The organism is Daejeonella rubra (assembly GCF_900103545.1).
GTDB classification, from domain to species: domain Bacteria; phylum Bacteroidota; class Bacteroidia; order Sphingobacteriales; family Sphingobacteriaceae; genus Daejeonella; species Daejeonella rubra.
The window spans coordinates 101551-128549 of sequence record NZ_FNHH01000006.1 but is presented as its reverse complement, the minus strand read 5'-3'; the positions used below and the strand labels follow the sequence as shown (position 1 = coordinate 128549).

Below are 26999 nucleotides of genomic sequence, written 5' to 3'. Positions count from 1 at the left end.
GGGAAATAAACTAAGGAAAATATGAAGTTAAGATACATCATTACAGCTGTTTTATTAATGACAATAAGCTTCCATGTTAATGCTCAAATTGCAGGTAAATGGAGCATTGAAAAAGCAAACAAATGGTATGCTGAACACCCATGGATAAATGGAGCTAATTTCATCCCCAGCACTGCAATCAACCAGCTGGAAATGTGGCAGGCTTCATCATTTGACCCCAAAACTATTGACAGGGAGCTAGGCTGGGCTGAGGGCATAGGATTTAATACCATGCGGGTCTATCTGCATAGCCTGGCATACAAGCAAGACCCTAAGGGCTTTAAAAGCAGAATAGATCAATACTTAAGCATTGCAGAGAAACACCATATTCAAACCATTTTTGTGTTTTTCGATGATTGCTGGAATAAGATAGGACTGATAGGAAAACAGCCTGCCCCGAAACCAGGGATCCATAATTCAGGCTGGGTACAGGATCCCGGTGATCCTGCCTACAAGGAAACAGACAATTTCCCAGCCCTTGAAACTTATGTCAAGGATGTAATGGGGCATTTTTCTAAAGACAAACGGATCCTTTTATGGGATCTGTATAATGAGCCCGGTAATTCAGGCAAATTAGACAGCTCATTGCCCCTGTTAACAAAGGTTTTTCAATGGGCCAGAGAGGTAAATCCTGATCAGCCCATTTCTGCAGGAGTTTGGAGGTGGGATTTTGAAAAATTCAATGCCTTTCAGATCCTCAATTCAGACATTATAACTTATCATGATTATGAAGCACCTGAATGGCATAAAAGAGCTTTACAGGTACTTAAAACCCATGGCAGACCAATGATATGTACTGAATACATGGCACGAACCAATAACAGTACTTTCGCCAATTCGATGCCAATGCTGCAAAAAGAAAATATTGGGGCAATCAACTGGGGACTAGTTTCCGGCAAAACCAATACCATATACGCATGGGATAAACCTATCAAAGATGGCGCTCAGCCTGAAGTATGGTTCCACGATATTTTTTGGCCAAATGGTACACCATACCGGAAAGAAGAAACCGATCTGATCAAAAAATTAAATAATAAATAAGGGGTATTATCTGTTATATCTGTAAAGGCTATAATATCCTTAAGCTTAAAAGTATCCTGCCAAATTTAAATTTGGTGGAATAATTCTCTGTTAATTAAACTACCCCCGATTCAAATACGATATGACCATAAATTCGATTAATCCGTTAAACGGACAGGTTCTTAAATCATATCAGGCTCATACTTCTGTGGAAGTGGGCACAAAAATCGATCAGACGCATGAGGCATGGAAAAAATGGAAACAAAGCTCCTATACTGTGCGCAGCAATCATTTATTGGCCACAGCCGAAATTCTGCGCAATAGAAAAGAAGAACTTGCCATACTTATGGCCCTTGAAATGGGTAAACCTCTAAAAGGTGGCCGGGCAGAGATTGAAAAATGCGCGGATGTTTGTGAATATTATGCCTGGCATGCAGAAACTTTTTTACAGGATGAGCTAATCCAAACAGATGCCTCAAAAAGTTATGTCTCTTTTCAACCATTGGGCGTAATACTTGCCGTAATGCCCTGGAATTTTCCATTCTGGCAGGTTTTCAGGTTTCTTGCTCCTGCCCTGATGGCTGGAAATACTGCAGTCCTGAAACATGCATCCAATGTATTTGGCTGTGCCCTTGAAATTGAGAAAATAATTAAAGAAGCTGGTTTTCCGGATCATGTGTTTCAAACCCTGTTGATCGGCAGTGAACAGGTTGATAGAGTCATTGAAAACCCACATATAAAAGCTGTTACCCTCACCGGAAGTACAGAAGCTGGTAAAAAGGTAGCTGCAAAAGCGGCTTCAGTTTTAAAAAAATCAGTATTGGAACTTGGAGGAAGTGATGCCTACCTGATCCTACAGGATGCCGATCTTGAACTGGCTGCCGAAAGTTGTGTGAACAGCCGTCTGATCAACAGCGGACAAAGCTGTATTTCGGCCAAACGTTTTATAGTGGTCAAATCTGTGGAGAAGCAATTCACAGAATTGTTCAAACAAAAGATGGCTGCAAAGATCATGGGCGATCCTTTGAATGAAATGAGCGATATCGGTCCGCAGGCCAGGATTGATCTAAGGGATGAACTTCATCAGCAGGTTTTGAAAAGCATTGAAATGGGAGCTATTTGCCTGTTAGGAGGCAAAATCCCGGATGGGGTCAATGCTTTTTATCCCCCCACTATCCTTACAAACGTCAAAAAGGATATGCCGGCATTCGATGAGGAGCTATTCGGACCGGTAGCGGCAATTATTAGTGCTGAAAATGAAGAGGAAGCCGTTAATTTGGCAAATGACAGCGTATTTGGACTTGGAGCAGCTGTATTCACCCGAAATATTCAGCGTGGTGAAGAGATAGCAGCAAAGCAACTCGAAGCCGGTTCCTGTTTTGTAAATTCATTTGTCAGGTCAGACCCAAGATTACCCTTTGGTGGGATCAGACAATCTGGTTATGGAAGGGAACTTTCACATTATGGAATTAAGGAATTTGTAAATGTCAAAACAGTATTTATTAAATAAAATATTGTTAATCAATTATTTATACATAATAATATAAATAAATACTTCATATAATTCAGTCCTGTTTTCTGACTGAATCTTTATTAAATTTCATAATTTACCCCGCTCTGACCGTCTGCATGACAGATTATTTAATAAAGCCTTATCTTTGCAGCTGATTCAAATGGCTGTTAGCCTGATAATATTTCAATGAGTAAAAGAGGTAGAGTATTGGTTGCCATGAGTGGCGGAGTGGATAGTTCGGTAGCAGCAGTAATGCTTCACGAGCAGGGCTATGAGGTAATCGGCCTGACCATGAAAACCTGGGACTACGCCTCTTCTGGTGGTTCATCCAAAGAAACCGGATGCTGCAGTCTGGACAGCATCAATGATGCACGCGCCCTTGCTGTTGCTTATGGATTTCCGCATTATATATTGGATATCAGAAGTGAATTCGGCGATTTCGTGATCGACAATTTTGTTGATGAATATCTATCAGGCAGAACCCCTAATCCATGTGTTCTATGTAATACGCATATTAAGTGGGAAGCACTGCTCAAGCGTGCCGACAAACTCGATTGTGAGTTTATAGCTACCGGACATTATGCCAATATTCGTGTTCAGGATAGTGGCCGTTATGTGATCTCTAAAGGTAAGGATGAACATAAAGACCAATCCTATGTGCTTTGGGGTGTTTCTCAGGAAAATCTGGCTCGCACCCGCTTTCCGCTGGGAAGTTTTGCCAAATCTGAGATCAGACAAATGGCAAAAGATATGGGACAGTTAGAACTGGCGAACAAATCTGAAAGTTATGAGATCTGTTTTGTTCCGGATAATGATTACAGATCCTTCCTAAGGAATAAAGTAGACGATCTTGACGAACGCATTGGCCCCGGCAACTTTATGCTCAGCGACGGCACCATTGCCGGGAAACATCTGGGATATCCTTATTATACTATCGGACAGCGTAAAGGATTAGGCGTTGCTTTTGGTCATCCGATGTTCGTTACCAGAATTCTTCCTGAAAGTAATACGGTTATGCTGGGAACCATTGAAGAGCTTGAGAAATCAGAAGCAGTCGTAAGAAATATAAATCTGGTAAAATATGAAAGCATTTCTGAACCCCTTGATGCGGTAACCAAGATCAGGTATAAAGATTCAGGTGCAATGAGTACACTTGTACAGGATGGAGATAGGATCAAAATAAATTTCCACCATTCGGTTTCTGGAATTGCTCCGGGTCAGTCGGCTGTATTTTATGAAGGCAATGATCTCCTTGGAGGAGGTTTTCTGGTTTAAACTTCTCCTAAAAAAAGATTTTTAGAATTCTATTTTTTTCTCGAATTCTGGCCGATTTCAGCACGTATTCTGCGATTCTGCAAATGACTGATTTGCCATTCCCTTTAATATTACCTTTATTTGCATTATATCATTGAACTGAATGGCTAAAAATCTACTTATTGTTGAGTCACCGGCTAAGGCCAAAACAATCGAAGGGTACCTGGGAAAAGATTTTCTTGTAAAATCAAGCTATGGTCATATTCGTGACCTGATCAAGACCGATGATGCCATTGATGTAAACCATAATTTCGAACAGCGTTATGAGGTTCCATCAGATAAAAGAGCAGTTGTTAATGAATTAAAAAGATTAGCCAAGGATGCAGAAATGGTATGGCTTGCATCGGATGAGGACCGTGAAGGAGAAGCAATTTCATGGCACCTGTTTGAAACATTGGGCTTGAAAGAAGATAAAACCAAGCGTATTGTTTTCCATGAGATCACCAAAACTGCCATACTAAAAGCCATTGAGTCGCCCAGAAAAATAGATTATAATTTAGTTTATGCTCAACAAGCCAGACGGGTTTTAGATCGTCTGGTTGGATTTGAATTATCACCGGTACTTTGGAAAAAAGTAAAGCCTTCCCTCTCTGCCGGACGCGTTCAATCTGTTGCGGTTCGTTTGATCGTTGACAGAGAGCGTGAAGTGAACAAATTTACCGCGACAGCCGCATTCAAGGTCGTAGCAATATTCTATACCGATAGCCAAAAGGAAATATTCCGGGCCGAACTACCTGAACGTTTTGAAAAGGCTCCTGAAGCTGAAAGCTTCCTTAAAGATTGCATTCATGCAGTCTATACAGTAAGAAGCCTTGAAACCAGACCAACAAAAAGAAGTCCGGCGGCACCCTTTACCACCTCAACCTTACAACAGGAAGCGAGCAGAAAATTAGGCTTTTCAGTTGCAAGAACAATGTCTGTAGCTCAGAAACTGTACGAGAGCGGAAAGATCACCTATATGCGTACCGATTCTGTAAATTTATCGGATACCGCTTTAAATGCCGCTGCAGCAGAGATAAAATCAGCGTACGGTGAAAAATATCATCAGTTAAGGAAATATAAAACTAAATCGGCCGGTGCACAGGAAGCTCACGAAGCAATCCGCCCTACCTATTTTGAACAGCATACCATCAGCGGCGACTCTTCGGAACAAAGATTATATGATCTGATCTGGAAGCGTTCTATCGCTTCACAAATGGCAGAGGCCAATTTCGAAAAGACCACCGCTAAAATCAGCATTTCCACACGCAGTGAGGAGTTTGTTGCCAATGGTGAAGTAATGAAGTTCGATGGTTTCCTGAAGGTTTATATGGAGTCAACTGACGATGAAGATGCAGAGATCAATCTGGATGAAGATAATGATAACTCCATCCTTCCTCCACTAACCAAAGGCCAGACACTTAATTTGCGTGAAATGAACGCCACAGAGCGCTATTCACGACCACCGGCACGTTATACAGAGGCAAGTCTGGTTAAGAAGCTTGAAGAGCTTGGAATTGGCCGTCCTTCTACTTATGCTCCAACTATTTCAACTATTCAGAATCGTGGATATGTAGTTAAAGAAGAGCGTGAAGGAAAACAACGTCAATTTCAGGTGATCAGTCTGAAGGAAGGTCAGATCAGTGCAGCAACCAGGACAGAAAATACGGGAGCAGAAAAAAACAAGCTATTTCCAACTGATATTGGTGCTGTAGTAAATGATTTCCTGGTTGAGCATTTTAAAGGGATCGTAGATTTTAACTTCACTGCAAAAGTTGAAAAAGAATTTGATGAGATAGCACAGGGTTTGAAAAACTGGACGGAGATGCTCCGGACATTTTACAACCCTTTCCACATGGAAGTTGAAACTACCTTGCAAAATGCTAACCGTGCAAGTGGTGAACGTGAATTAGGTAATGATCCCGAAACAGGTAAAAAAATATCTGTACGAATCGGACGCTATGGTCCTTTTGTTCAAATTGGTGAAACCTCAGAGAATGAGGAAGACGAAAAACCACGCTATGCAAGTCTGCGATCAGGACAAATGATCGAAACTATTTCTTTAGAAGAAGCGCTGGAACTTTTTAAACTTCCATTTCAGTTGGAAGACTATGAGGGAAAAGAACTGAGTGTTGGTGTTGGCCGCTTTGGTCCGTATATTAAGTGGGGTGATAGTTTCATTTCCTTACCAAAAGGTGAAGATCCATTATCAGTCAATTTAGAACGCGCAATAGAACTCATTAACGAGAAAAACATTGCAGATGCACCTATTGCACATTTCCAGGAATTGCCTGTAACAAAAGGAAAAGGGCGTTTCGGACCATTCATCAAATGGAATAACCTCTACATTAACGTACCGGTACGTTATAATTTTGACCAGCTTGGCCAGGCCGAAATAGATGAGCTGATCAGCAAGAAAATTGAGAAAGAAGCAAATCGTTTTATCCAGGAATGGCCAGCTGAAAAAATTGCTATTGAAAACGGCAGATGGGGGCCTTTTATTCGTTTTCAAAAAGAAATGCTAAAACTCGGGAAAAATCCGGCAACGAATGATAAATATACAGCTGAAGAACTTGCCTTACTTTCTCTTGAAACAGTCAAAAAACTAATTACAGAGCAGGTTCCGGATGCTTTTACTGCAAAACCTAAAAAGACAGCTAAAAAAGCTCCTGCAAAGAAAAGCCCGGCTAAACGTCTTGTAAAAAAGTAAGATGATCACGCTATTTTTCCTGCTTACTCGCAATTAATGAAACCTGCGTGATTCTTTAAAAACTATTACATTCTGATGAAAAAAGATCTTCCGGAAAATATTGTCGAAAATGTAGCGATAGCCATCGTTATGGAATCTGCTACACCGGAAGCAAAGCTTTGGAAGGTATATGTCATCAACATGAGGGACGAAGCCCTTGAAACTGTCCTGATAAGTTCTAAAGGATATGGAGAAAAAGACGGCGAGAAAATAAAAACATCCATTCTGCGCCATTCAATTGGCAATGTTCCGGCCAAATCGTTTGCACAGGTTGAACTTATTGATGAACAGGTGTTTGGATTAACCAATGAATATTGGTTGAGTTATTACATCAAAGGACAGATCTTTGATAAAAAATTCATATTCGTTCCTGAAAGTATCGTTGATACTAACATGACACGTGTTCCCCTGTTGAATAAGCCGGGTGTTATGATTGGATAAGCTGATATTAAAAAAAGCGCTTCCATTGCCTGATTGAAGCATTTAAATCATAATTAGCTTAATTTCGATTTTTCCTCCCTAACATTCTGTAGAATCCAGAATTAATTAACCTTCCAATTCTTTACTCCGCTTTTCAGATTTCTATCTTTGACTATGGAATCAACTCAAACCTTACCTGTTCTAAGTGCCGAAGAGCAGCGCGTGCTAGGATCTCTGATCGAAAAAAGCAGAACTACGCCAGATTACTATCCTATGTCGTTAAACGGACTTCAGTCAGCCTGCAATCAAAAAACTTCCAGGTTCCCGATCGTCCAGTACTCAGAAGAATTAATTGTTAACACATTAAATTCATTAAAGAAAAAGGGATTGGTCTCTACAGTTACCGGCGGTTCAGGAAGGGTAGTGAAATTCAAACATAACCTGGGAATAGTCTTTCCACTTTTACCTTCTGAACTATCTATTATTTGTATATTATTGATCAGAGGGGCTCAAACACCAGGTGAATTGAACACAAATTCAGGAAGGTTATATGAATTTGATACAATTGAAGATGTTCAAACCACACTTGAGAAGCTTTCAGTAGCTGAACCTGCATTCGTGAAGGCACTTGGACGTCGCCCCGGACAGAAAGAAGTGCGCTATGTACACCTTTTGGGTGATGTACCGGATAGTTTACCGGAAAGTGGAAGATCTGGTGAAAGTGGTTCTATTGAACAGCTTGAAAACAGGGTTGAAATCCTGGAAAAAGAACTTTCTGAACTGAAAGATGCGTTTTATAAATTAATGGATGAGCTAAGCTGACCGTTTACTCAATAAAATATTAAATAACAGATGAATAGTGTAGCTTGACATTTATGAATCCATTATCTCTATGTTAGAAAATATTGATCTTCAGCAGGTGTTGGTTCTAGACATAGAAACTGTTCCACAATATCCATCATTTGATGAATTGCCGGCAGATTTCCAGCAATTATGGGAGCAAAAAACAAAGTTCCAGCGTAAGGATGGTGAAACCCCTGCCGAATTTTACGCCCGTGGAGGAATATTAGCAGAATTCGGAAAGATCATATGCATTTCTGTGGGGATCTTCTCAACTAAAACAAAAGACCTTTCCCTGCGCGTTAAATCTTTCTATGGCGATGAAGAAAAAGAGGTATTACAATCATTTATAGCGCTGCTGAATACTCAGGCAGATACCCTTATTCTTTGTGCTCATAATGGAAAGGAATTTGATTTTCCCTATTTATGCCGCAGGATGCTGATCAATGGTTTACCCATACCCTCTCAATTAAACCTGTACGGCAAAAAACCTTGGGAGATCATGCACCTCGACACCATGGACCTATGGAAATTCGGAGATTTTAAAAACTATACATCTCTTAAACTTTTGGCTGCAGTATTCAATATCCCAAGTCCGAAGGATGACATAGACGGAAGCATGGTCAATGAGGTTTACTGGAAAGAGAATGATCTGGAAAGGATTCGAACCTATTGTGAAAAAGATGTCATCACAACAGCCCGTATTTTACTGCGTTTCAAATCCCTCCCAATGCTTTCTGATGAACATATTACGATAGTTAAACAATGATCTCGGTAAACAAAGCAGTCATTGTTATGTTATCAATTTGTTAGGCAGGCTTTTATTAGTCGGCGAAGCCTTATCTTAGAAAAAATTAGTGAAAAATGTCAAAAAAGAAATCAAATAGCTTTAACCTGGTACTTACTAAACTCATCACAGATGTGTTTGAAAAATCAGGTAATAAGCCCCTCAATTATAAACAAGTTGCTTCCAAGCTTAACCTTCATGATGATGAATCAAGGGGTTTGATTCTGGATATCTTAAAAGAAGAAACCAAAAAAGGAATTCTGAACGAACCTGAAAAAGGAAAATTCATACTCAAACAATTAAAAACTTTTGTAACCGGCAAGGTTGATATGACCTCCGATGGTTCAGCCTATATTGTTAGTGAAGACGAGTTTGAAGAAGATATATATGTAGCACCACGTAAACTGCGCAATGCCCTGCATGGAGATATAGTAAAGGTTTATGTATATGCAAAAAACAAAGGTCGCAAAAAGGATGGTGAAGTAGTGGAGATCGTACAAAGGGCAAAAATGGATTTTACAGGAATTGTGAATCTATCAGATCGCTTTGCCTTTTTTATTCCTGACGACCGCAAAATGCTCCATGATATCTTCATTCCTATCGATAGCCTCAAAGGAGCAAAAGATAAAGACAAAGCAATTGCAAGGATCGTTGATTGGCCTGAAGAAGCAAAAAATCCAATTGGTGAGATCACGCATGTTTTAGGAAAACAAGGGGAGAATAATGCTGAAATGAATGCCATCCTGGCTGATTACGGCTTCCCGCTTGCATTTCCGGATGAGGTTGAAAAACAGGCAGAAGCCATAGAAGAAATTATACTTGCCGAAGAAATTGCAATAAGGAGGGATTTTCGTGAGGTCCTGACCTTTACCATCGATCCTGCAGATGCAAAAGACTTTGATGATGCAATCTCCTTCAAAAAGTTGGATAACGGGAATGTAGAAGTTGGTGTTCATATAGCCGATGTATCACATTATGTAAAACAAGGTACTGCCCTTGATAAAGAAGCTTTTGAGCGCGGAACCTCTGTTTATCTTGTCGACAGAGTAATTCCTATGCTGCCTGAGCGACTTTCAAACGGATTGTGCTCATTAAGACCCAATGAGGATAAACTTTGCTTCTCCGCAGTCTTTGAGCTTGATTCAGAAGCCAATGTAGTTGAACAATGGTTTGGAAAGACCATTATTCATTCAGATACACGGTTCAGCTATGAAGATGCTCAGGAGATCCTTGAAAATAAAAGCGGCAAACACAGTGAAGAACTATTGAAATTAAACGAACTGGCCTATATTCTAAGAGAGCGTAAATTTAAACACGGTGCAATAAGTTTTGAAAGCGTAGAAATTAAATTCCATCTGGATGAGCAGGGAAAACCTTTGGGTGTATATGCCAAGGAACGTAAAGACGCCCATAAGCTTATTGAAGATTATATGTTACTGGCAAACAAGAAAGTAGCAGAATTTATAGCTAAAAAAGGTAAGGGAAAGCAAAAATTAACCTTTGTGTACCGCTCCCACGATTCTCCTAAAGAAGATGCACTCTTAAGCTTCTCACAGTTCGCTCTAAAATTTGGTTATAAGATCGATATTAGCTCGGGACGAGAAACAGCGAAATCACTGAATTTTTTAATGGCTGATGTTGAAGGTAAGAAAGAGCAGAATGTATTAACTCAGCTTGCCATCAGATCAATGGCAAAGGCAGTTTATACCACAAAGAAACATAGCCATTACGGATTGGCATTTGATTACTATACGCACTTCACCTCTCCTATCCGCCGTTATCCTGATGTGATGGTCCACCGACTGTTAGAACTTTACCTTGCAGGAGGTAAATCAGTTAGTGAAGACGAATATGAGAAGTTCTCCATGCATTCTTCCCAAATGGAAAAGAAAGCTGCTGATGCTGAACGTGCTTCTGTAAAATATAAACAAGCTGAATTCCTGCAAAATAATATCGGCATGGAATATAATGGTATAATTTCAGGTCTGACGGAATGGGGAATGTATGTTGAAATTATCGAAAATAAATGTGAAGGAATGATCCGTCTTAGAGATCTTAATGATGATTTTTATGTGCTTGATGAAAAGAATTATTGCATCATCGGACAAAGACGAAAAAAGAAGTACCAGCTTGGTGATGAAGTAAGGATTCTGGTAAAAAAAGTTGATCTGGCTAAGCGTCAGATAGATTTCACATTGATGCGTGATTAAAATCTTATAAACTTATTTATTATCATAACACAATTAATGCGAACCGGTTCTTTTATGAGAACCGGTTTTTTATTTTAAATGAAATTAAAAAAATCGACCGGATCAATGTTATTGCTAAACAATTTCCTTTTTTTAGCTATTGTTTTATTAGTATTAATTCTAATAGACAATCGGAATTAAGCTATCTGTAAGTATTTCTCATTTTGTTTTTCCCTGATTGTATAAAGGAGACTCGAATTAGGTATTTTTGCTAATTTTGCCACAAAGTCTATCTTTAATAAATGCATTCAATAGAACAACTTCAAAACCTGGTAAATAAGGCAATAACCGATACCAAATACACTGAGCAGCCTGCAGAACTTTATGAACCTATTACTTACCTGATGCAATTAGGTGGCAAACGCATGCGACCTGTACTGGTTTTGGTATCTACAGAGTTATTCGGAGGTAATATATTAAAGGCGTTAGATGCTGCCATTGGAATAGAGCTATTTCATAATTTCACGCTTATGCACGATGATATTATGGATAAAGCCCCGCTTCGAAGGGGCAAGCCCACTGTTCATGCCAAATGGAATGAAAGTGCCGCCATATTATCAGGAGATGTGATGTTCGTGGAGGCTTATAAGCTCATGATCAAGGTGGATGATGGTATTTTAAGGGAAGTGCTCGCTGTTTTTAGCGATACTGCTTCAGGCGTATGCCAGGGACAGCAGGCGGACATGAATTTTGAGAATAGAGATGATGTCAGCCTCACAGAATACCTTGAAATGATCCGACAAAAAACGGCAGTGCTTCTTGCTGGAAGTATGCAGATCGGTGCTCTTATTGGAGGAGCAACACAGGAACAGGCAAAATTATTATATGAGTTCGGAGAAAACCTGGGACTTGCATTCCAATTGCAGGATGATATTCTGGATGTATATGGAAATCCTGAAAAATTCGGAAAACAAGTTGGAGGAGATATACTTTCGAATAAAAAAACCTTCATGCTTATAAAGGCGAAGGAACTTGCAAATGGAAATACAGCATCTGAGCTTGATCAATGGCTGAAAAGATCCGATGATCCATTAGCTAAAGTTGAGGCTATTACATCTATCTACAACCTGCTGGAGGTTAGAAAACTAGCAGAAATAGAAATGGAAGAATATGTCAATAAAGCTCTCAAAGCCCTGAATCTGGTTTCTGTTGACAGTCCCAATAAAGAACTTCTCAGAGGATTTGCAGAGCAATTGCTCATCAGAGAGCATTAAAAAAGCCCTGATTTTCATCAGGGCTCTCCTATTTAAATTTTAATATTCTATTCTGATTATGCTTCTGTTGAAGGAGCAGCACTCTCATCAGCAGCAGCTTTCTTAGCAGCTGGTTTTGCAGCGGCTTTCTTAGCAGCTGGCTTTGCAGCAACTTCAGCTTCCTCAGTTGCAACTGCAACTGCTTTGGGAGCTGCAACTTTTTTAGCCTTTACAGGAGCTGCATCTTCTAATACTACTGAAACTTCTCTTGGAATGATAGAAACATATGATTTATCATCAGATTTCTTTCTGAAAAACACGGTGCCATCAATTAATGCAAAAAGTGTATGGTCTTTTCCAATTCCAACATGTTTATCAGGATGGTGTTTTGTACCGCGCTGACGCACGATAATGTTTCCTGCAATTGCAGCCTGACCACCGAAGATCTTAATACCTAAACGCTTGCTATGTGATTCGCGACCGTTCCTGGAACTACCGGCTCCTTTTTTATGTGCCATTTTATTTTATAATTTATGAATTGTAAACAATTCAGGATTTCAAACTTAAACTATTGTAATCGTTATCGTTGTTACTTATAACTTATTACTTACAACTTATAAAGAAATACTGGTGATCTCTATTTTAGTGAACTGCTGACGGTGTCCGTTTTTCTTTTTGTAGCCTTTACGACGTTTCTTTTTGAAAACGATCACTTTATCACCTTTTAAATGTGACAGTATCTTAGCTGTAACTTTAGCTCCCTTCAATGCATCAGCACCGATAGAGAATTTACCATTGTTCTCAGCTAATAATACGTTGTCAAATTCAATACTAGCGCCTTCTTCTCCCTGTAATCTGTGTACAAAAAGATATTGGTCTTTAGCAACTTTGAATTGCTGTCCGGCTATATTTACTATTGCGTACATTATTAATATATTTTTTTAAATGAGGTGCAAATATAAGGTTTTATTTTTAAAAATAAAACCAAATTAAAAATCTGCAAGTCTAAGTTTATAAAGCTTAACAAAATGCCCTGATCCTGAAAAACTATTCCTGATCACGATCCCTAACATCGTTGATCATATTACTAACCTCAGTGATCAATGTCTTTGCCGCATCGTTTAATTTAGGATCATCCCTATACTCTGTATCAAATAAAATATGCTTGGTCTTATCCTTGTATTTATATTCGAGATAATAGTGTGGCGTATTTGCGGTCTTTCCGTTTTCAGTCTCACCCACGATCTTTTCAGGAAAATTCCAGAACCCCAATTCTGCGGCCTTACGATGGAGATATAAAAAATCGTCCTTACGTAGTTTTACCTTTGTTTTAACCAAAGAATCCCTGCTGTTCACATACTGATAATATCCTGTTTTAGAATCATATTGATTAACCAGGCTATCACCCAAGCCGTATTTAAAGGTTAATGATTCAAAATCAGCAAAGCGGTATGGTGCATTCTTAACCATAATGGAGTAATAATACACCATATAAATAAGGAATGGCGCAATGATGCAAATTCCTAAAAATATCTTTTTTCCTCTATCACTCATGTTTATTAATATATCGACAGACAAATATCTATCATTCCTCTTAAATTTTAATGTTTCTCAATCTGATTTTCCAGTTTATGAATCCTGTTTTCATCAGGAGCCTGCAGATCATCTACCGGAGGATGAAATTCACCCTCCCATTTGGCAATAACAACCGTTGCAAGACAATTTCCTATTACGTTCACGGATGTTCTGGCCATATCCATTAACTCATCAATTCCAAGTATGATAAAGATTGGCCATACTGGCATCCCAAACGATGCCGCTGTTCCTAACAGGATCACCAATGAAGCCCGTGGAACTCCTGCAACACCTTTGCTGGTTAACATTAAGGTAAACACGATCAGCAATTGCTGTCCGAAGGTTAAAGGCATTCCTGCTGCCTGGGCAACAAAAATTGCTGCAAGTGATAAGTAAAGAGTTGTCCCATCCAGATTAAAACTATAACCGGTAGGCATAACAAAAGCTACAATTTTACGCGGAACACCAATTCTCTCCATAGCCTCCATAGCCCTTGGAAGCGCTGCCTCTGAACTGGTCGTAGCAAATGCTATCGAAACCGGCTCTGCAATAGCCTGAAGGAATTTTTTTATTGGTACCCCAACAATCAGGGCAATCGGTAATAAAACTCCCAGTAAGAAGACAAATAAAGCCACATACAGCGTCAATAACAGTTGAAACAGGTTTACCAATATTCCTAGTCCCATATGCCCAACAGTATAAGCTATAGCCGCTCCAACTCCGATAGGTGCAAAATACATAATGATGTTAGTGAATTTAAACATCACTTCCGAAAGGCTTTCTGTGGCTCTTAACATGGGTTGACGTTTGTCTTCCCGAACCATGGCAAGGGCAATACCAAAAATTATACTGAAAATAACGATCTGGAGAACCTGTCCTTCTGCTATGGATTTAGCAATATTCTCAGGGAATATATGAAGGATAATATCATTAAAAGTTTGAGGCGCAACCTTCTCCAGTTCTTCATGAGCACCCGGAGGAAGAGTGATCCCCATACCTGCCTTAGAAATATTTATCGCAGCCAATCCAATAAATAAGGCTACTGTGGTAACCACCTCAAAATAAAGGATGGATTTCCAGCCCATACGGCCTACCTGCTTCAGGTCAGAATGTCCGGCAATCCCATAAACAAGGGTTGCAAAAAGCAAGGGTGCAATAATGGTCTTGATCATCTTCAGAAAGACCTTACTCAGTACCTGAAGTTTTATTCCGAACTCTGGAAAATCATTACCTATCTCAGCTCCTACAACCATGGAAATCAATATCCAGGTAGTAAGTGATTTCTTTTGAAAGCCATACAGGAATAAACCGGCAATGGCCAGCCATCTGGAAAACATTAGTGCTATTTCAGGAATAGCAATAATATTATAATGATCAAAGAATATAAGTAAAGCAGAAAATGTAACTGCAATTAATGCAACTATTCCGTAACTTTTAAATTTCATAATAAGTGGTTAGCGTATCGAACAAAAGTAATTAATTAGATTTACCCAGCAAATGAAAGCGGAAGATGAAGCCTGAGAAATTAAGTGATTTAAAAAAGGTACTGTTAGTGCTTAGCGTTCCTGAACTCACAGAAATTTGTTTAAGGCTGGCAAAATACAAAAAGGAGAACAAGGAATTGCTTGCATATCTGCTTTTTGATGCCAACCAGCCCATGAAATATGCTGAAGATGTAAAATCTTTTCTTATCGCTGATTTTAACAACATGCAAAAGCATTATTTCTACAGCACAAAAAGTTTGCGCAAAATTATTCGTCTTATTAATCGTTATGCGAAATACACGGGTTCAAAACAGGTTGAAACAGAGCTTACTATCTGGTTTTGCACCAATTATCTGACTTATGCTGATCTTAGAACGAGTCATAAACCTTTACAGGGATTATTGACCCGTCAGTTTGAAAAAATAACTAAATTATTACCAAAATTACATGAAGATCTTCAGTTTGATTATCAAAAAGAGTTTGAAATATTGATAATAAAAGCTGCACAACAGGCCAAATGGGTTAATAAAAGCGAATATTTGTAACATTAACTGCCATTTTATATCTAACGATAAATACACAGGTTTGAGCAAAGAAGCGCTTTTTAAAGAAATTTTTCAGGCTAACTCCAAAAAGATATATCATTTATGTTATGGTTATACGGGGGATGATGAAACCGCGAATGACCTGATGCAGGAAACCTTTATGAAGGTTTGGCAAAACCTCGATAAATTCAGGAATCAGGCTTTAATATCCACCTGGATATACCGTATAGCCGTAAATACCTGCCTATCCTATTTGCGTATTGAAAAAAGGCAGCCTAAAGATGAGCTCACTGACAATATAATTGAAACAAAAGGCGAAGAGATCTCTGAAAAAAATGAGCAGGTTTCCTCTTTGTATAAATGTATAGCTCAACTTGAAGAAAATGAGCGTATTATAATTACTATGGTTCTTGATGAATTACCATATGCCGAAATTGCCGCTATTTCGGGAATCTCAGAAGGAAATTTAAGAGTGAAAATCCATCGAATTAAACAAAAACTGACTGAATTATATAATAGAAATGAAAGATTTTGAAGCACTGAAGAGCATCTGGCACGACCAGGTCACGCTGCCGAAAGTCAGTCACGAAGATGTATTGAAAAACCTGCGAAAGACCAGGAATGGTCTTGCAAGTAAACTATTAATCGAAATGATAGGCATGGGGATTGCCGCTGCGGTCCTCATCTATGTTTGGATAGCGAGTCCGTTTACAATGTGGACCACCCATCTGGCAATGATCATATCTATCAGTTGCTGTTTTTACTATATACTTGCCATGATCAGCAATTACCGCAGGATAAATTATGATAAACTGCTGGACAGGCCTGAATGTTATATTAATCACCTCAAAAAATATAAACACGACCGTTATATTTTCAATACCAGAAAGTACAAAGTATTTTCTATATTCTTTACTGCAGGATTCATTCTCTATTTTATCGAGATCTCCTTTATGACTTCCCTATGGGTCACTGTAATGGTAATTTCATTCACCTTCCTTTGGATCGCATTCTGTTTTGTTTTGATGCGAACCTATATTAAACTTGAGGAAGCAAAATTGGAAGAAATGATCCAAAATCTCGAAAGGCTGCATAAACAGTTCGAAGATACCGATCAATAATCCTAAGGCTTTTTAGCTTCCACCTCAGTTTCTTCCTTTATTTCTTTAAACTGCAAACTATTGTTTCTTAAAGTATATTCCACCTTTCGTCTATCTCCTGTTGCAGTTCCGGTTGAGTCATTTTTATTATATACAGGAAACTCCCGCATCAGTTTCCCTTCCTTGATGTAAACTGAATCATTTCCCTGGTAGCCTTCCTTAAGAGAAGAACTAAGTTCCGGGAATCGGATCTGCTGATTTGATCCTCCTTCGCTGTATTCGTAGATATACATATTCAGATACGAGCCCTTACCCTCTCCTTTTGCCTGAATATACAATTCAGGATTCCCATCAGTATCGAGGTCCATATCCCATGCATCCACTATTTTGCCATCCAGTTCACCAGCTTCAGAGCGATAACTAAGGTGTGTAGAATCTGATCTGAGTATCAGATATCCGCCAACTGAATTAGAACCTCGTCCCCAGCTAACTATGTCCAATGTTAAACCAGGTTTCACTTCAATCGCTTTATGAAAGCGAAAAGGTTCCATGATCTTTTTAACAACTGGTTTTACTTCTGCTTTCTTTTCTTCATCTCCTGAACAAGATACGAATAGGGTACTTGCTAAAAATATTCCGGATAATAACGTTTTCAAATTCATCTTTTTGCTCTCATTAAAAGGATTTTGCTCTTTATCAAATTTAACAAATTAATTTTCCCTGAGGTACGCGTAATTCTCAAATAATAATAAAAATCAGGCTTTGTTTCATTTTTCCCAGACATCCGGGCAAAAAAAAGCCCCTGCATGAGCAAGGGCATTTTAATATGAGAAGATCAATATTCTTAAGATCAGGCGTCCTCTTTAGCAGCAAGATAACGCTCCGCTTCAAGAGCCGCCATACAACCTGTACCTGCAGCTGTGATCGCTTGTCTCCATAATTTATCCTGAGCATCTCCACAGGCAAAAACTCCTTCAATATTTGTTTTAGTGCTATTCGGTTGTGTAATCAGGTAACCGGTCTCATCCATATCTAACCACCCGTTAAATATATCCGTGTTTGGATTATGGCCTATTGCTACAAAGAATCCACTCACTTTAATAGTCTCTTCTTCACCTGTGATATTATTTGAAACCAAAATTCCGGTTACATTTTTACCATCCCCAAGTATTTCCTTAGTATCAGAATTATAGTGAATCTCAATATTCGGGGTATTTAAAACCCTGTTTTGCATAGCTTTAGAGGCTCTGAACTCATCTCTTCGTACAAGCATATGAACTTTTCTGCAAAGCTTTGCAAGATAGGTAGCTTCTTCTGCTGCCGTATCACCAGCACCTACGATAGCTACATCCTGACCTTTGAAAAAGAAACCATCACAAACTGCACAGGCAGAAACCCCGAAACCGTTATATTTTTGCTCACTTTCAAGTCCCAGCCACTTAGCAGAGGCACCTGTAGCAATGATCACAGTATCCGCAAGGATCGTTTTGCTTTCATCGATGATCACTTTATGTGGCGTAGACGAAAAATCAACACTGCTGGCATAACCAAAACGAATCTGAGTTCCAAAACGCTCTGCCTGTATTCTGAAATCCTCCATCATTACAGGACCCATAATTCCTTCCGGGTAACCCGGAAAGTTCTCTACATCAGTAGTTTGAGTCAATTGTCCGCCAGGAACCATTCCTGTGTACATTACTGGTTTTAAATCTGCACGTGCAGCATAAATTGCAGCAGTATAACCTGCGGGGCCAGATCCTATGATCAGACATTCAACATGTTCGGTTTCTTCAGACATTTTATTTTTATTTGATGCAAATTTAAACCTTTGAGGCGGGATAGGCAAATTCATTTCCAGGCTCAAGGCCGGGAGGACAAATAATTATTACTATTATTACATCTCAATCCATACCCAACACCCGCATACCTATGTTTCAATTGTTGAAAACCACAAATTACAGTTCCATTAATCTGAATAATCTAAAAAACAGTTCTGTTATCAGACTTCATTCCTATACTGCTATTTTACTATTTATTATGTTAAGCAGTAGCTTATCAGCACAGAAAAAGAATGTTCAATATGAATTAAAGCTTAAGCCTGCGAGTTCAGCGATCCGGATTGATGGGATAATGGATGAGCCTGCCTGGGAGGATGCTGATCTGGCAAGCAAGTTCTTTATGGTTCAGCCTATGGATACCAGCTTTGCCAAAGTTCGAACAGACGTGAAAATGAGCTATGATAAGGATTTTCTTTACCTGATCGCCGTTTGCTATCATGAACCTGGTCCATATTTCGTAGAATCATTAAGACGGGATTTTGCCTTCGGAAAAAATGATAATTTCTTGCTTTTCATGGACCCTTTTGATGATCAGACCAATGGTTTTTCATTCGGATCGAATGCTGCCGGTGCACAATGGGATGGTATTATGTATGATGGAAGTAAGGTAGATCTGAGTTGGGATAATAAATGGGTATCTGCAGTCAAAAATTATGAAGACCGCTGGGTATTTGAGGCCGCTATTCCATTTAAATCGATCCGCTACAAGCCTGGCATCACAAAATGGGGCATCAATTTCAGTCGCATGGATCTGAAATCAACCGAAAAATCAAGCTGGGCTCCCGTTCCGCGTCAATTCGCAACTGCATCACTTGCATATACAGGAAATTTAGTCTGGGATCAGCCACCACCAGTTCCAGGTCAAAACATTTCTGTTATTCCTTATACTCTGGGTGGCATTTCCAGCAATCATACACTCTCTCCTATTAGCCGCAATCAGCGGGGTGAGATCGGTGGTGATGTAAAGATTGCCATTAATTCATCTCTGAACCTCGACCTGACCGTTAACCCTGATTATTCACAGGTAGAGGTTGACCGTCAGGTACCTAACCTCGACAGGTTTGAACTGTTTTTCCCTGAACGAAGACAGTATTTCCTTGAAAATGGCGATCTTTTTTCAAATTTCGGATATCAGAATATCAGACCTTTCTTTTCCAGACGTATTGGTTTAGGTGTTCCCATTCAATACGGTGCCCGCTTAAGCGGAAAACTTAATAAGGATTGGAGAGTGGGGTTGATGAATATGCAGACCGAAAATACCAGTGCAGCGGAACCAGCGCAGAATTTTGCTGTTCTGGCACTCCAGAGAAGAGTATTTGCAAGGTCTAACATCGGTGCCATTGTGATCAACAAGCAATCAATGAATTTTGATGCAGAAAATGCTGCTGCCGGAGTTTCCCGTTACAATAGGGTTGCAGGACTTGAATATAATTTAGCTTCATCTAACAATACCTGGACAGGTAAAGCTGTTACGATGAAATCTTTCAGTCCGAATGGTAGTGGAAAAGATATGATGCAGGCAGCAAACCTGCGTTACTGGACCGGAAACTGGGATCTGAACTGGCAGCATGAATATGTAGGACGCAATTACAATGCAGAAGTTGGATATGTTCCGCGCAGAGGTTATATCAATTTAAGTCCGCAGGCTGGTTACCTTTTCTTTCCAAAAAAAGGACCTCTTGTAAGCCACGGACCTAAATTATTTTCCGCTAATTATTTCAATGAATCCTTCCAGCGAACTGATTACACAAACTACCTTGCTTACAATCTTAATTTTCGCAGCAGAGCAACTTTAACAGGCTGGATTGCAAATGACTATGTAAAACTGCAAAGACCTTTCGATCCAACAAACAGAGGTGGTGCAGTATTGGCTGCAGGCTCTGAGCACCGTTGGGAAGCTTTTGGAGCAGAATTCGCTTCCAGGCCTCAAAGTCTGTATACTATGGCATTATCTACCCGTTATGGCGGATATTATGCCGGTGGGCATCGACTGAACGTAACCAGTGAATTTGGATATCGATTTCAGCCTTACGTTAGTTTAGCATTGAGTTCAAGTTATAATGATATACGCTTGCCTCAACCATGGAATACCACAAAATTCTGGCTGATTGGACCAAGAGTTGATGTTACCATGACAAATAAGGTCTTTTTTACCGGATTTGTGCAGTATAATGAACAAAGTGATAATATCAATGTGAATACTCGTCTGCAATGGCGTTATAAGCCCGCCTCTGACCTTTTTATAGTGTATACCGACAATTATCTTCCTGCACCTTTTGCAGTCAAGAACAGATTCCTGGTGCTTAAATTAACGTATTGGTGGAATATTTAGGGTTGCTTGTTATGAAAGGTAAAGGAATTGCCTGAGTTTACAATGCACCTTCATCTCGATAAATTTAACGTCAGACGAACACCTTTTCGTCCTTTCGAACACCTGTATTAAATTTAAAATGAAATGCACCATTAAAAGGTGGAGAAATCTCATAACTAAGGGCTTGTGTTTTAAAGTCAAAGACTGATTTCGTAGCAGCAGATTTCTCCGTCATGCCTCCTGCGAAATGACGACCACCTTAACGTCCTTTCGAACACCTCAGCTAAGTTTTAATTGGAGGATTCTTTTTAGAGGTGGAGAAATCTCATGACTAAGGGCTGTGGTTTAAAGTCAAAAACTGATTTCGTGGCAACAGATTTCTCCGTCATGCCTCCTGCGAAATGACGACCACCTTAACGTCCTTTCGAACACCTATTCTAAATTTTAATTGGAGGATTCTATTTAGAGGTGGAGAAATCTCATAACTAAGGGCTGTGGTTTAAAGTCAAATGTGTATTTATTGCAACAGATTTCTCCGTCGTGCCTCCCTGCCTACCGCAGGCAGGCTGCGAAATGACGAGAAATAGTGAACAGATTTCTTCCTTCCTCATTCGAAATAACCTGATGCAGTGTACCTGGCAATTACCCCCGATTCGCCTTTAAAAGCCTGATAAAATTCCCCCCAAGTACCTTTTTCACATCCTTCTTTGAATAACCCAGTTTTAATAATTCCTCAGTAATTACAGGATATTTTGAAACATCTTCCAAACCTTTTGGAAAGGATTCCGCTCCATCATAATCTGCACCCAGGCCCACATGATCCGCTCCTACCAGTTTCACCATATGATCAATATGCTCAATCAGGAGAGATAAGGGTGCCTTCATATCATCAATTTCCTGCTTGTATTTCCTGTTGATCTCCTCCTCTGCTTTGGATCTGCTTCCAAACTTACCGGTTAATTCTGCCAGCTCAGCTTTATGACGTGCATTAAACGATACAAGCTTAGGCCTATACGTACTGTCCAAAAAATCACTGTAGAAATTCACAAAGATCACTCCCCCTGTTTTTGCAATTGCTCTGATCTGATCATCCTTCAAATTGCGCTGGTGAGCATGAAACACGTAGGCCGAGCTATGCGAAGCCATAACCGGCTTCGTGGATACACGAATCGCATCATAAAAAGTGGTCTCGCCAACATGAGAAAGATCCACGATCACACCCAGTTCGTTCATACGTTTAATGATCTTTACACCCAGATCACTAAGTCCGATTTGCTTTAAACTATCCTTTTTAAAAGTCTCTTCATAGGCCGAACTCGACCATGGAGTGCTGTTATTCCAGGTCAGTGTCATATAGGTCATGCCCCGTTTCGCCAGAGCATCCAGATTCTCCAGCTTATTCTCGATCATATGTCCGCCCTCTACACCAAACAAGGCAGCCATTTTACCCTGCTTAACCGCTGATTTCAATTCGGCCGCAGTTCTCACCTTGGCGATCATGTCAGGATGACGACTGATCAATGCATCAAGAGAGTCGATCTGCCGATTCGCAAGAGCAAACCCTCCGGTATAATCGCTCCAGACCGAAAACACCTGCACATCAAGTCCTCCTTCACGGGCACGAATAAGGTCGAAATTACCTCCCTTTTGACGAATTCCAAGGTCAATTCCGGATTTAATCTGATCAGTTAATATATCTCCATGGGTATCTACAACTATCGCTTTCTTATGAATTTTTAACGATGACTGTCCGAATACATGAATTGAGCTAAACAGAAGTATGAAAATGAGGGTTTTTTTCATGATGATTTATTTTTTCAGGTTTGAATGATACCCGGATTAAACGATTTTTCTATTGGCGACTGGTTAGCGGCCTCTATTCCCATTGAAATTACTTTTCTGGTTTCCAGAGGATCAATGATTCCATCAACCCATAAACGTGAAGCAGCATAATAAGGTGTTGTCTGACTATCATAGCGATCGGTAATTTCTTTCAGCAATTCATCTTCCTTTTCTTTGGTGATCACTTCCCCTTTTGCCTTTAAAGAGGCCTCCTGGATCTGTAATAAGACCTTTGCTGCCTGTGAACCACCCATTACCGCAATTTTTGCGGATGGCCAGGCATAGATCAGCCTCGGATCATACGCTTTTCCGCACATGGCATAGTTACCGGCACCATAAGAATTTCCAATCACAATGGTGAACTTAGGAACTACCGAATTGGCGACAACATTCACCATTTTAGCTCCGTCTTTTATGATTCCACCCTGTTCAGAACGGCTTCCAACCATGAACCCGGTTACATCCTGCAGGAATACCAATGGTATTTTTTTCTGATTACAATTCATGATGAAACGTGTGGCCTTATCCGCTGAATCTGAATAAATTACCCCTCCGAACTGCATTTCACCTTTTTTACTTTTTACAACCTTACGCTGATTCGCCACAATTCCTACTGCCCAGCCATCGATACGTCCTAAACCGCAGATGATGCTCTGTCCGTAGAGCTTTTTATATTCTTCAAACTCTGAATTATCCAGCAATCTGTGAATGATCTCACGCATATCATACGGATTTTCCCTGCTTCCGGGTAATAAACCGTAGATCTCCTGTTCATCCAACTTAGGCTCAGCAGGCTTGATCCGGTCGAAACCTGCCGATTGAGGCGTACCGATCATACTCATGATCTTCCGTATCGAATCCAAACAGGCCGCATCATTGGGATGTTTATAATCGGTCACGCCGGATATCTCACAATGCGTGGTAGCACCACCCAGAGTTTCATTATCAATATCCTCACCGATCGCCGATTTAACCAGGTAACTACCCGCTAAAAACACGGAGCCAGTACCTTCAACGATCATGGCTTCATCACTCATAATGGGCAAATATGCTCCGCCGGCAACACAGGATCCCATTATGGCCGAGATCTGTATGATCCCCTTGCTGCTCATTATGGCGTTATTACGGAAGATTCGTCCAAAATGCTCCTTATCCGGAAATATCTCATCCTGAAAAGGAAGAAATACTCCTGCAGAATCAACCAGATAGATTACCGGCAAACGATTTTCCATGGCTATTTCCTGAGCCCTTAAATTCTTTTTGGCAGTCATAGGGAACCATGCCCCAGCCTTTACAGTAGCGTCATTGGCAATGATCATGCATTGACGACCAGAAACATAACCAATCCCGGTGACAACGCCTGCCGAGGGACATCCGCCGACCTCTTTATACATATCTTCGGCTGCAAATGCACCGATCTCCAGCCAGCGACTGTCTTTATCGATCAAATAGCTGATACGCTCGCGCGCAAGCATCTTACCCTTCTCTTTTTGTTTGGCAGCAGCCTTCTCTCCTCCACCAGCATAGATCTTTTTCAAACGGATTTTTACCTCGTATGAAAGCTGCTTATTGGTATCCTCGTTCTTATTAAACTCAAGATTCATGTTGGCAAGTTAAGTGATAAAAATGAAAAGCTGAATTTTGCTCTGATATTTAAGATTCATGTTTCCTCGGATTCTGAATTTTTCAGTAAGGAATATCTTTAAGGGCGAAATAAGTTTATTATAAAACAAAATTCCAAAGCAGAGATCTGCTATACCCATCAGGATGTTAGAAATGGATGCATTTTATTAATCTGAAGGGAACAGAAATCAAAAAACAAGGAATTACCTATAATGGAGATCAGGTATTCATTAAGTTCTAAATATGGATCTTCAATTAGGTTTCCAGATTCAACTTATAACATGAGTATAAAATAGCCGGTGGTAAATTCATAGCCACCCCCATTTCCATTCTGTCGAATATTGGAAGAAAATAATTTTTCTGCAAAGAATAAAGAAACTGCCTGAATACACCGCCAATTTTTAGAAGGTCATAACAATCACTCAGAAGTTGATCACGAAATAACTGATCAAACAGGCTTAGAGGCAGACCTGAAATAATTACATCAACTGATGATAGTTCAAAATATTTAGTAACATCAGCGGCTGATCCTTTGATCAGATGAAATCTTTGATCTTTTATTTTTTCAAGATTAGCATAAAAATGAGCTTCGATCTCAAAACAATACAATTTAGATTCAGGATGAAGTTTTGACAAAATACTTTCAGTAATGTTCCCACTTCCCGCACCCAGTTCAATTATAATCTGAGGTTTTTCACTATTTATCTCATTGGTAATATGTCTGGATACATAACGTGATGATTCATATACAGCGCCTGTGGTACGTATCTTTTTTATATAACTAAACGCTTTATTGATCATTTTCCTTTTCCATATTTTATCATGTCCATTAAAATAAATACCTAATTGATGCACACGCACTCAATTTAGCATTTAGAATTTATTGGATAAGAGAATTATATAATTATTGCTATTTGAAAGTAATGTACAATAATCGTGCGGAAAATCAATAACTGTGCAACTTTCCGGCTCAAGGCCGGAATGACAGAGGCTCAAGGCCGGAATGATTGCGGATCAGGTCCGCAATGACTGCGGCACAGGACAGGAAAGACTGCGCATAGGACAGGAAATACTAAGGCTCAAGCCGGGATATTCTTCCATTCAAACCTGTCAAAAGTACCGAAGACCCTGTTTTTGCTTTTCTTATGGTATTATATCCTTCAGCCGATAATTTTCTCCAGGTTCTTCCACCGTCAACTGACCAGTCGGTACCTGTCGGACCTGTTGCAATCAGCACTTTTTTGGAGATATATTCAACAGCGGAACGGTACCCAAATGTAGAAACAGATGGCCTCTTCCATGTTTTTCCTCCATCCCTTGTTAAAAGCAGATTATTTACCCTTGATGAATCGATTAGATAGTCGCCACCAACGGCAATTCCTCTTCTTTTAGTATAAAATGCAATCGAAAAGGGACCGGTAGAGCTTTTACCCTGAATAATAGGACAAGCATAGGCCTTCCATGAATTACCATAGTCTGAAGAATGAAAGATCCGGGATTGTAGTCCACCAGTGGCTATCCATGTATTACCTTTTGAATCACAGCGAATGGCAGTCCCGCTGGCTGCAAAACTGGCCTCACCGGCTATAAGACCGATCGTATTATTTTGACTTATATTCTGCCAGCTTGTTCCCCCATCGCTTGTTTTAAGCAATACTAATTTTCCATTGATAGGGTCGCCATAGATCAGGCCTCTTTCTGCATCCCAAAAATCCATCCCATCGAGAAAAATATCAGGAGATTCATTGCGGTAAACTTCTTTCCATACAGATCCTCCATCAGTAGTGAGCAGGATCACTGCCGGAGTACCCGCACTTAACAGGATCGCATGATTAGCAGAAAAAGCCTCTATATCTCTGAAATCAAGGTTTTCATAGCCCGGAATTTGTTTCCAGCTCCATGTTTTACCACCATTGTTGCTGCGTGCTGTCCATCCTTTGCTCCCACTGGCCCATGCCACAGTGTCATCCACAACCGATAAACCCCGAAGACTCGTACTCTTTCCGGATTCTAATGGGATCAGACTTTGTGAGTGGGCTTTTAAACAGAAGAGAATAGTAAAAAGAAAAAATGGAATGATGCTCTTCATCATTTTATCCTTGTCCAGCTTTCAGTTCTTCCCAGAATTGAGAATCCCACAAAACCTCTTACATTTATTTTGTCAGGATCCTGAAGACTTATTTTACAGCTATAGGTTTTACCTGTTTTAGGATCATAAATGCTACCTCCCTGCCAAATATTATCACTGAAAATGAAATCTTTCAGGATAACCAATCCTAAAATTGGAGTCTGATTTCGGCCATTATCAGGATTATTCTTGTCCAAACGTGGTTTTCCATCCGGATGATTTGGTGCCTTCATCCAGGCGATCTTTCCGAAATATTTTCCGCCATTCGGATAGATATGAATATGAGCTTCACCTGTAGCATTAAGCCATTTACCAATGATCTGATCTTTATGCTGCGAAAAAGCATTCATGCTGCAGAACAGAAGTATGGTGAGAAGTAAGTGCTTGTACATGGTTGGATATTAGATTACCATATAAAAATACGGATAATTTCAATTTAACGCACCGACT

General features: G+C 39.8%; 24 protein-coding genes. 13 read left to right on the top strand and 11 right to left on the bottom strand.

All coding sequences use genetic code 11. The features are described from left to right. Positions 1 to 21: 21 nt before the first annotated feature. The 9 genes from BLR27_RS06250 to BLR27_RS06210 all read left to right on the top strand — a co-directional run bounded on the left by BLR27_RS06250 (position 22) and on the right by BLR27_RS06210 (position 12124). The gene (locus tag BLR27_RS06250; protein WP_143007708.1) at positions 22 to 1080 is read left to right on the top strand and encodes a glycoside hydrolase family 2 TIM barrel-domain containing protein; all 1059 of its coding nucleotides are present in this window, start codon (positions 22 to 24) and stop codon (positions 1078 to 1080) included. A gap of 121 nt (positions 1081 to 1201) precedes the next feature. Further along, complete coding sequence (locus BLR27_RS06245) at positions 1202 to 2569, top strand: NAD-dependent succinate-semialdehyde dehydrogenase (RefSeq protein ID WP_090702055.1); 1368 nt, start codon at positions 1202 to 1204, stop codon at positions 2567 to 2569. 189 nt (positions 2570 to 2758) lie between these two features. Next, on the top strand, positions 2759 to 3847 hold the full coding sequence (gene mnmA / locus BLR27_RS06240; RefSeq protein WP_090702050.1) for a tRNA 2-thiouridine(34) synthase MnmA: 1089 nt from the start codon (positions 2759 to 2761) through the stop codon (positions 3845 to 3847). Between the two features lie 142 nt (positions 3848 to 3989). Then, positions 3990 to 6575 carry a type I DNA topoisomerase gene (gene topA, locus BLR27_RS06235; RefSeq protein ID WP_090702046.1) on the top strand — a complete coding sequence of 862 codons (2586 nt, stop codon included), beginning with the start codon at positions 3990 to 3992 and terminating at the stop codon, positions 6573 to 6575. 75 nt (positions 6576 to 6650) lie between these two features. Then, positions 6651 to 7055: a hypothetical protein gene (locus tag BLR27_RS06230; RefSeq protein ID WP_090702043.1), complete on the top strand. Its 405-nt coding sequence runs from the start codon at positions 6651 to 6653 to the stop codon at positions 7053 to 7055. Between the two features lie 153 nt (positions 7056 to 7208). Further along, positions 7209 to 7856 carry a YceH family protein gene (locus BLR27_RS06225; protein WP_090702041.1) on the top strand — a complete coding sequence of 216 codons (648 nt, stop codon included), beginning with the start codon at positions 7209 to 7211 and terminating at the stop codon, positions 7854 to 7856. Positions 7857 to 7926: 70 nt separating this feature from the next. Beyond that, positions 7927 to 8643: a 3'-5' exonuclease gene (locus BLR27_RS06220; RefSeq protein ID WP_090702038.1), complete on the top strand. Its 717-nt coding sequence runs from the start codon at positions 7927 to 7929 to the stop codon at positions 8641 to 8643. Between the two features lie 95 nt (positions 8644 to 8738). Then, a complete protein-coding gene (gene rnr, locus BLR27_RS06215) occupies positions 8739 to 10871 on the top strand; it encodes a ribonuclease R (protein ID WP_090702035.1) in 2133 nt (710 codons plus the stop codon). A gap of 281 nt (positions 10872 to 11152) precedes the next feature. Further along, positions 11153 to 12124: a polyprenyl synthetase family protein gene (locus tag BLR27_RS06210; protein WP_090702031.1), complete on the top strand. Its 972-nt coding sequence runs from the start codon at positions 11153 to 11155 to the stop codon at positions 12122 to 12124. Positions 12125 to 12180: 56 nt separating this feature from the next. Here BLR27_RS06210 and rpmA read toward each other — a convergent pair whose 3' ends face one another. The 4 genes from rpmA to BLR27_RS06190 all read right to left on the bottom strand — a co-directional run bounded on the left by rpmA (position 12181) and on the right by BLR27_RS06190 (position 15123). Further along, a complete protein-coding gene (rpmA, locus tag BLR27_RS06205) occupies positions 12181 to 12621 on the bottom strand; it encodes a 50S ribosomal protein L27 (RefSeq protein WP_090702027.1) in 441 nt (146 codons plus the stop codon). 96 nt (positions 12622 to 12717) lie between these two features. Next, positions 12718 to 13029: a 50S ribosomal protein L21 gene (gene rplU / locus BLR27_RS06200; RefSeq protein ID WP_090702024.1), complete on the bottom strand. Its 312-nt coding sequence runs from the start codon at positions 13027 to 13029 to the stop codon at positions 12718 to 12720. Between the two features lie 121 nt (positions 13030 to 13150). Next, positions 13151 to 13657 carry a hypothetical protein gene (locus BLR27_RS06195; protein ID WP_176767622.1) on the bottom strand — a complete coding sequence of 169 codons (507 nt, stop codon included), beginning with the start codon at positions 13655 to 13657 and terminating at the stop codon, positions 13151 to 13153. Positions 13658 to 13704: 47 nt separating this feature from the next. Then, positions 13705 to 15123 (bottom strand): dicarboxylate/amino acid:cation symporter, encoded by a 1419-nt coding sequence (locus tag BLR27_RS06190; RefSeq protein ID WP_090702022.1) that lies wholly within the window; start codon positions 15121 to 15123, stop codon positions 13705 to 13707. Between the two features lie 65 nt (positions 15124 to 15188). Here BLR27_RS06190 and BLR27_RS06185 point away from each other — a divergent pair, with 65 nt between their 5' ends. The 3 genes from BLR27_RS06185 to BLR27_RS06175 are packed head-to-tail and all read left to right on the top strand — an operon-like array spanning position 15189 to position 16828. Beyond that, positions 15189 to 15707, top strand: a complete 519-nt coding sequence (locus BLR27_RS06185) for a hypothetical protein (protein WP_090702018.1) — start codon at positions 15189 to 15191, stop codon at positions 15705 to 15707. A gap of 40 nt (positions 15708 to 15747) precedes the next feature. After that, a complete protein-coding gene (locus tag BLR27_RS06180) occupies positions 15748 to 16242 on the top strand; it encodes an RNA polymerase sigma factor (protein WP_090702015.1) in 495 nt (164 codons plus the stop codon). Then, complete coding sequence (locus BLR27_RS06175) at positions 16229 to 16828, top strand: hypothetical protein (RefSeq protein WP_090702012.1); 600 nt, start codon at positions 16229 to 16231, stop codon at positions 16826 to 16828. The genes BLR27_RS06180 and BLR27_RS06175 overlap by 14 nt, the downstream gene beginning before the upstream one ends. Before the next feature lie 2 nt (positions 16829 to 16830). On the opposite strand, the gene BLR27_RS06170 is transcribed toward BLR27_RS06175, so the two are convergent. Next, positions 16831 to 17463: a hypothetical protein gene (locus tag BLR27_RS06170; RefSeq protein WP_143007707.1), complete on the bottom strand. Its 633-nt coding sequence runs from the start codon at positions 17461 to 17463 to the stop codon at positions 16831 to 16833. 194 nt (positions 17464 to 17657) lie between these two features. Beyond that, a complete protein-coding gene (gene trxB, locus BLR27_RS06165; protein ID WP_090702312.1) occupies positions 17658 to 18605 on the bottom strand; it encodes a thioredoxin-disulfide reductase in 948 nt (315 codons plus the stop codon). Positions 18606 to 18844: 239 nt separating this feature from the next. On the opposite strand from trxB, the gene BLR27_RS06160 reads away from it, so the two are divergent. Beyond that, positions 18845 to 20977 carry a DUF5916 domain-containing protein gene (locus BLR27_RS06160; protein ID WP_176767621.1) on the top strand — a complete coding sequence of 711 codons (2133 nt, stop codon included), beginning with the start codon at positions 18845 to 18847 and terminating at the stop codon, positions 20975 to 20977. Positions 20978 to 21598: 621 nt separating this feature from the next. Here the strand turns inward: BLR27_RS06160 and BLR27_RS06155 are convergent. From BLR27_RS06155 to BLR27_RS06135, 5 genes are all read right to left on the bottom strand, one after another. Next, complete coding sequence (locus BLR27_RS06155) at positions 21599 to 22759, bottom strand: dipeptidase (RefSeq protein WP_176767620.1); 1161 nt, start codon at positions 22757 to 22759, stop codon at positions 21599 to 21601. 14 nt (positions 22760 to 22773) lie between these two features. Then, complete coding sequence (locus BLR27_RS06150; protein ID WP_090702004.1) at positions 22774 to 24402, bottom strand: acyl-CoA carboxylase subunit beta; 1629 nt, start codon at positions 24400 to 24402, stop codon at positions 22774 to 22776. A gap of 274 nt (positions 24403 to 24676) precedes the next feature. Further along, a complete protein-coding gene (locus tag BLR27_RS06145; RefSeq protein WP_090702001.1) occupies positions 24677 to 25222 on the bottom strand; it encodes a class I SAM-dependent methyltransferase in 546 nt (181 codons plus the stop codon). A 271-nt stretch (positions 25223 to 25493) separates the two neighbouring features. Then, entirely contained in the window at positions 25494 to 26513 is a 1020-nt protein-coding gene (locus BLR27_RS06140) for a WD40/YVTN/BNR-like repeat-containing protein (protein WP_245704454.1), read from the bottom strand. Then, positions 26510 to 26941, bottom strand: coding sequence for a DUF2147 domain-containing protein (locus BLR27_RS06135; RefSeq protein WP_090701998.1), 432 nt, complete (start codon positions 26939 to 26941; stop codon positions 26510 to 26512). The genes BLR27_RS06140 and BLR27_RS06135 overlap by 4 nt, the downstream gene beginning before the upstream one ends. Positions 26942 to 26999: the final 58 nt, after the last annotated feature.

Bases quoted from the DNA above. Each gene is read 5' to 3' on its own strand.
- BLR27_RS06225 (WP_090702041.1), top strand. From the start codon at position 7,209: ATGGAATCAACTCAAACCTTACCTGTTCTAAGTGCCGAAGAGCAGCGC.
- BLR27_RS06245 (WP_090702055.1), top strand. From the start codon at position 1,202: ATGACCATAAATTCGATTAATCCGTTAAACGGACAGGTTCTTAAATCA.
- BLR27_RS06175 (WP_090702012.1), top strand. From the start codon at position 16,229: ATGAAAGATTTTGAAGCACTGAAGAGCATCTGGCACGACCAGGTCACG.
- BLR27_RS06210 (WP_090702031.1), top strand. From the start codon at position 11,153: ATGCATTCAATAGAACAACTTCAAAACCTGGTAAATAAGGCAATAACC.
- BLR27_RS06140 (WP_245704454.1), bottom strand. From the start codon at position 26,513: ATGATGAAGAGCATCATTCCATTTTTTCTTTTTACTATTCTCTTCTGT.
- trxB (WP_090702312.1), bottom strand. From the start codon at position 18,605: ATGTCTGAAGAAACCGAACATGTTGAATGTCTGATCATAGGATCTGGC.
- BLR27_RS06195 (WP_176767622.1), bottom strand. From the start codon at position 13,657: ATGAGTGATAGAGGAAAAAAGATATTTTTAGGAATTTGCATCATTGCG.
- BLR27_RS06190 (WP_090702022.1), bottom strand. From the start codon at position 15,123: ATGAAATTTAAAAGTTACGGAATAGTTGCATTAATTGCAGTTACATTT.
- BLR27_RS06145 (WP_090702001.1), bottom strand. From the start codon at position 25,222: ATGATCAATAAAGCGTTTAGTTATATAAAAAAGATACGTACCACAGGC.
- BLR27_RS06220 (WP_090702038.1), top strand. From the start codon at position 7,927: ATGTTAGAAAATATTGATCTTCAGCAGGTGTTGGTTCTAGACATAGAA.
- BLR27_RS06185 (WP_090702018.1), top strand. From the start codon at position 15,189: ATGAAGCCTGAGAAATTAAGTGATTTAAAAAAGGTACTGTTAGTGCTT.
- BLR27_RS06135 (WP_090701998.1), bottom strand. From the start codon at position 26,941: ATGTACAAGCACTTACTTCTCACCATACTTCTGTTCTGCAGCATGAAT.
- BLR27_RS06160 (WP_176767621.1), top strand. From the start codon at position 18,845: ATGTTAAGCAGTAGCTTATCAGCACAGAAAAAGAATGTTCAATATGAA.
- rnr (WP_090702035.1), top strand. From the start codon at position 8,739: ATGTCAAAAAAGAAATCAAATAGCTTTAACCTGGTACTTACTAAACTC.
- topA (WP_090702046.1), top strand. From the start codon at position 3,990: ATGGCTAAAAATCTACTTATTGTTGAGTCACCGGCTAAGGCCAAAACA.
- BLR27_RS06230 (WP_090702043.1), top strand. From the start codon at position 6,651: ATGAAAAAAGATCTTCCGGAAAATATTGTCGAAAATGTAGCGATAGCC.
- mnmA (WP_090702050.1), top strand. From the start codon at position 2,759: ATGAGTAAAAGAGGTAGAGTATTGGTTGCCATGAGTGGCGGAGTGGAT.
- BLR27_RS06150 (WP_090702004.1), bottom strand. From the start codon at position 24,402: ATGAATCTTGAGTTTAATAAGAACGAGGATACCAATAAGCAGCTTTCA.
- rpmA (WP_090702027.1), bottom strand. From the start codon at position 12,621: ATGGCACATAAAAAAGGAGCCGGTAGTTCCAGGAACGGTCGCGAATCA.
- BLR27_RS06155 (WP_176767620.1), bottom strand. From the start codon at position 22,759: ATGAAAAAAACCCTCATTTTCATACTTCTGTTTAGCTCAATTCATGTA.
- BLR27_RS06250 (WP_143007708.1), top strand. From the start codon at position 22: ATGAAGTTAAGATACATCATTACAGCTGTTTTATTAATGACAATAAGC.
- rplU (WP_090702024.1), bottom strand. From the start codon at position 13,029: ATGTACGCAATAGTAAATATAGCCGGACAGCAATTCAAAGTTGCTAAA.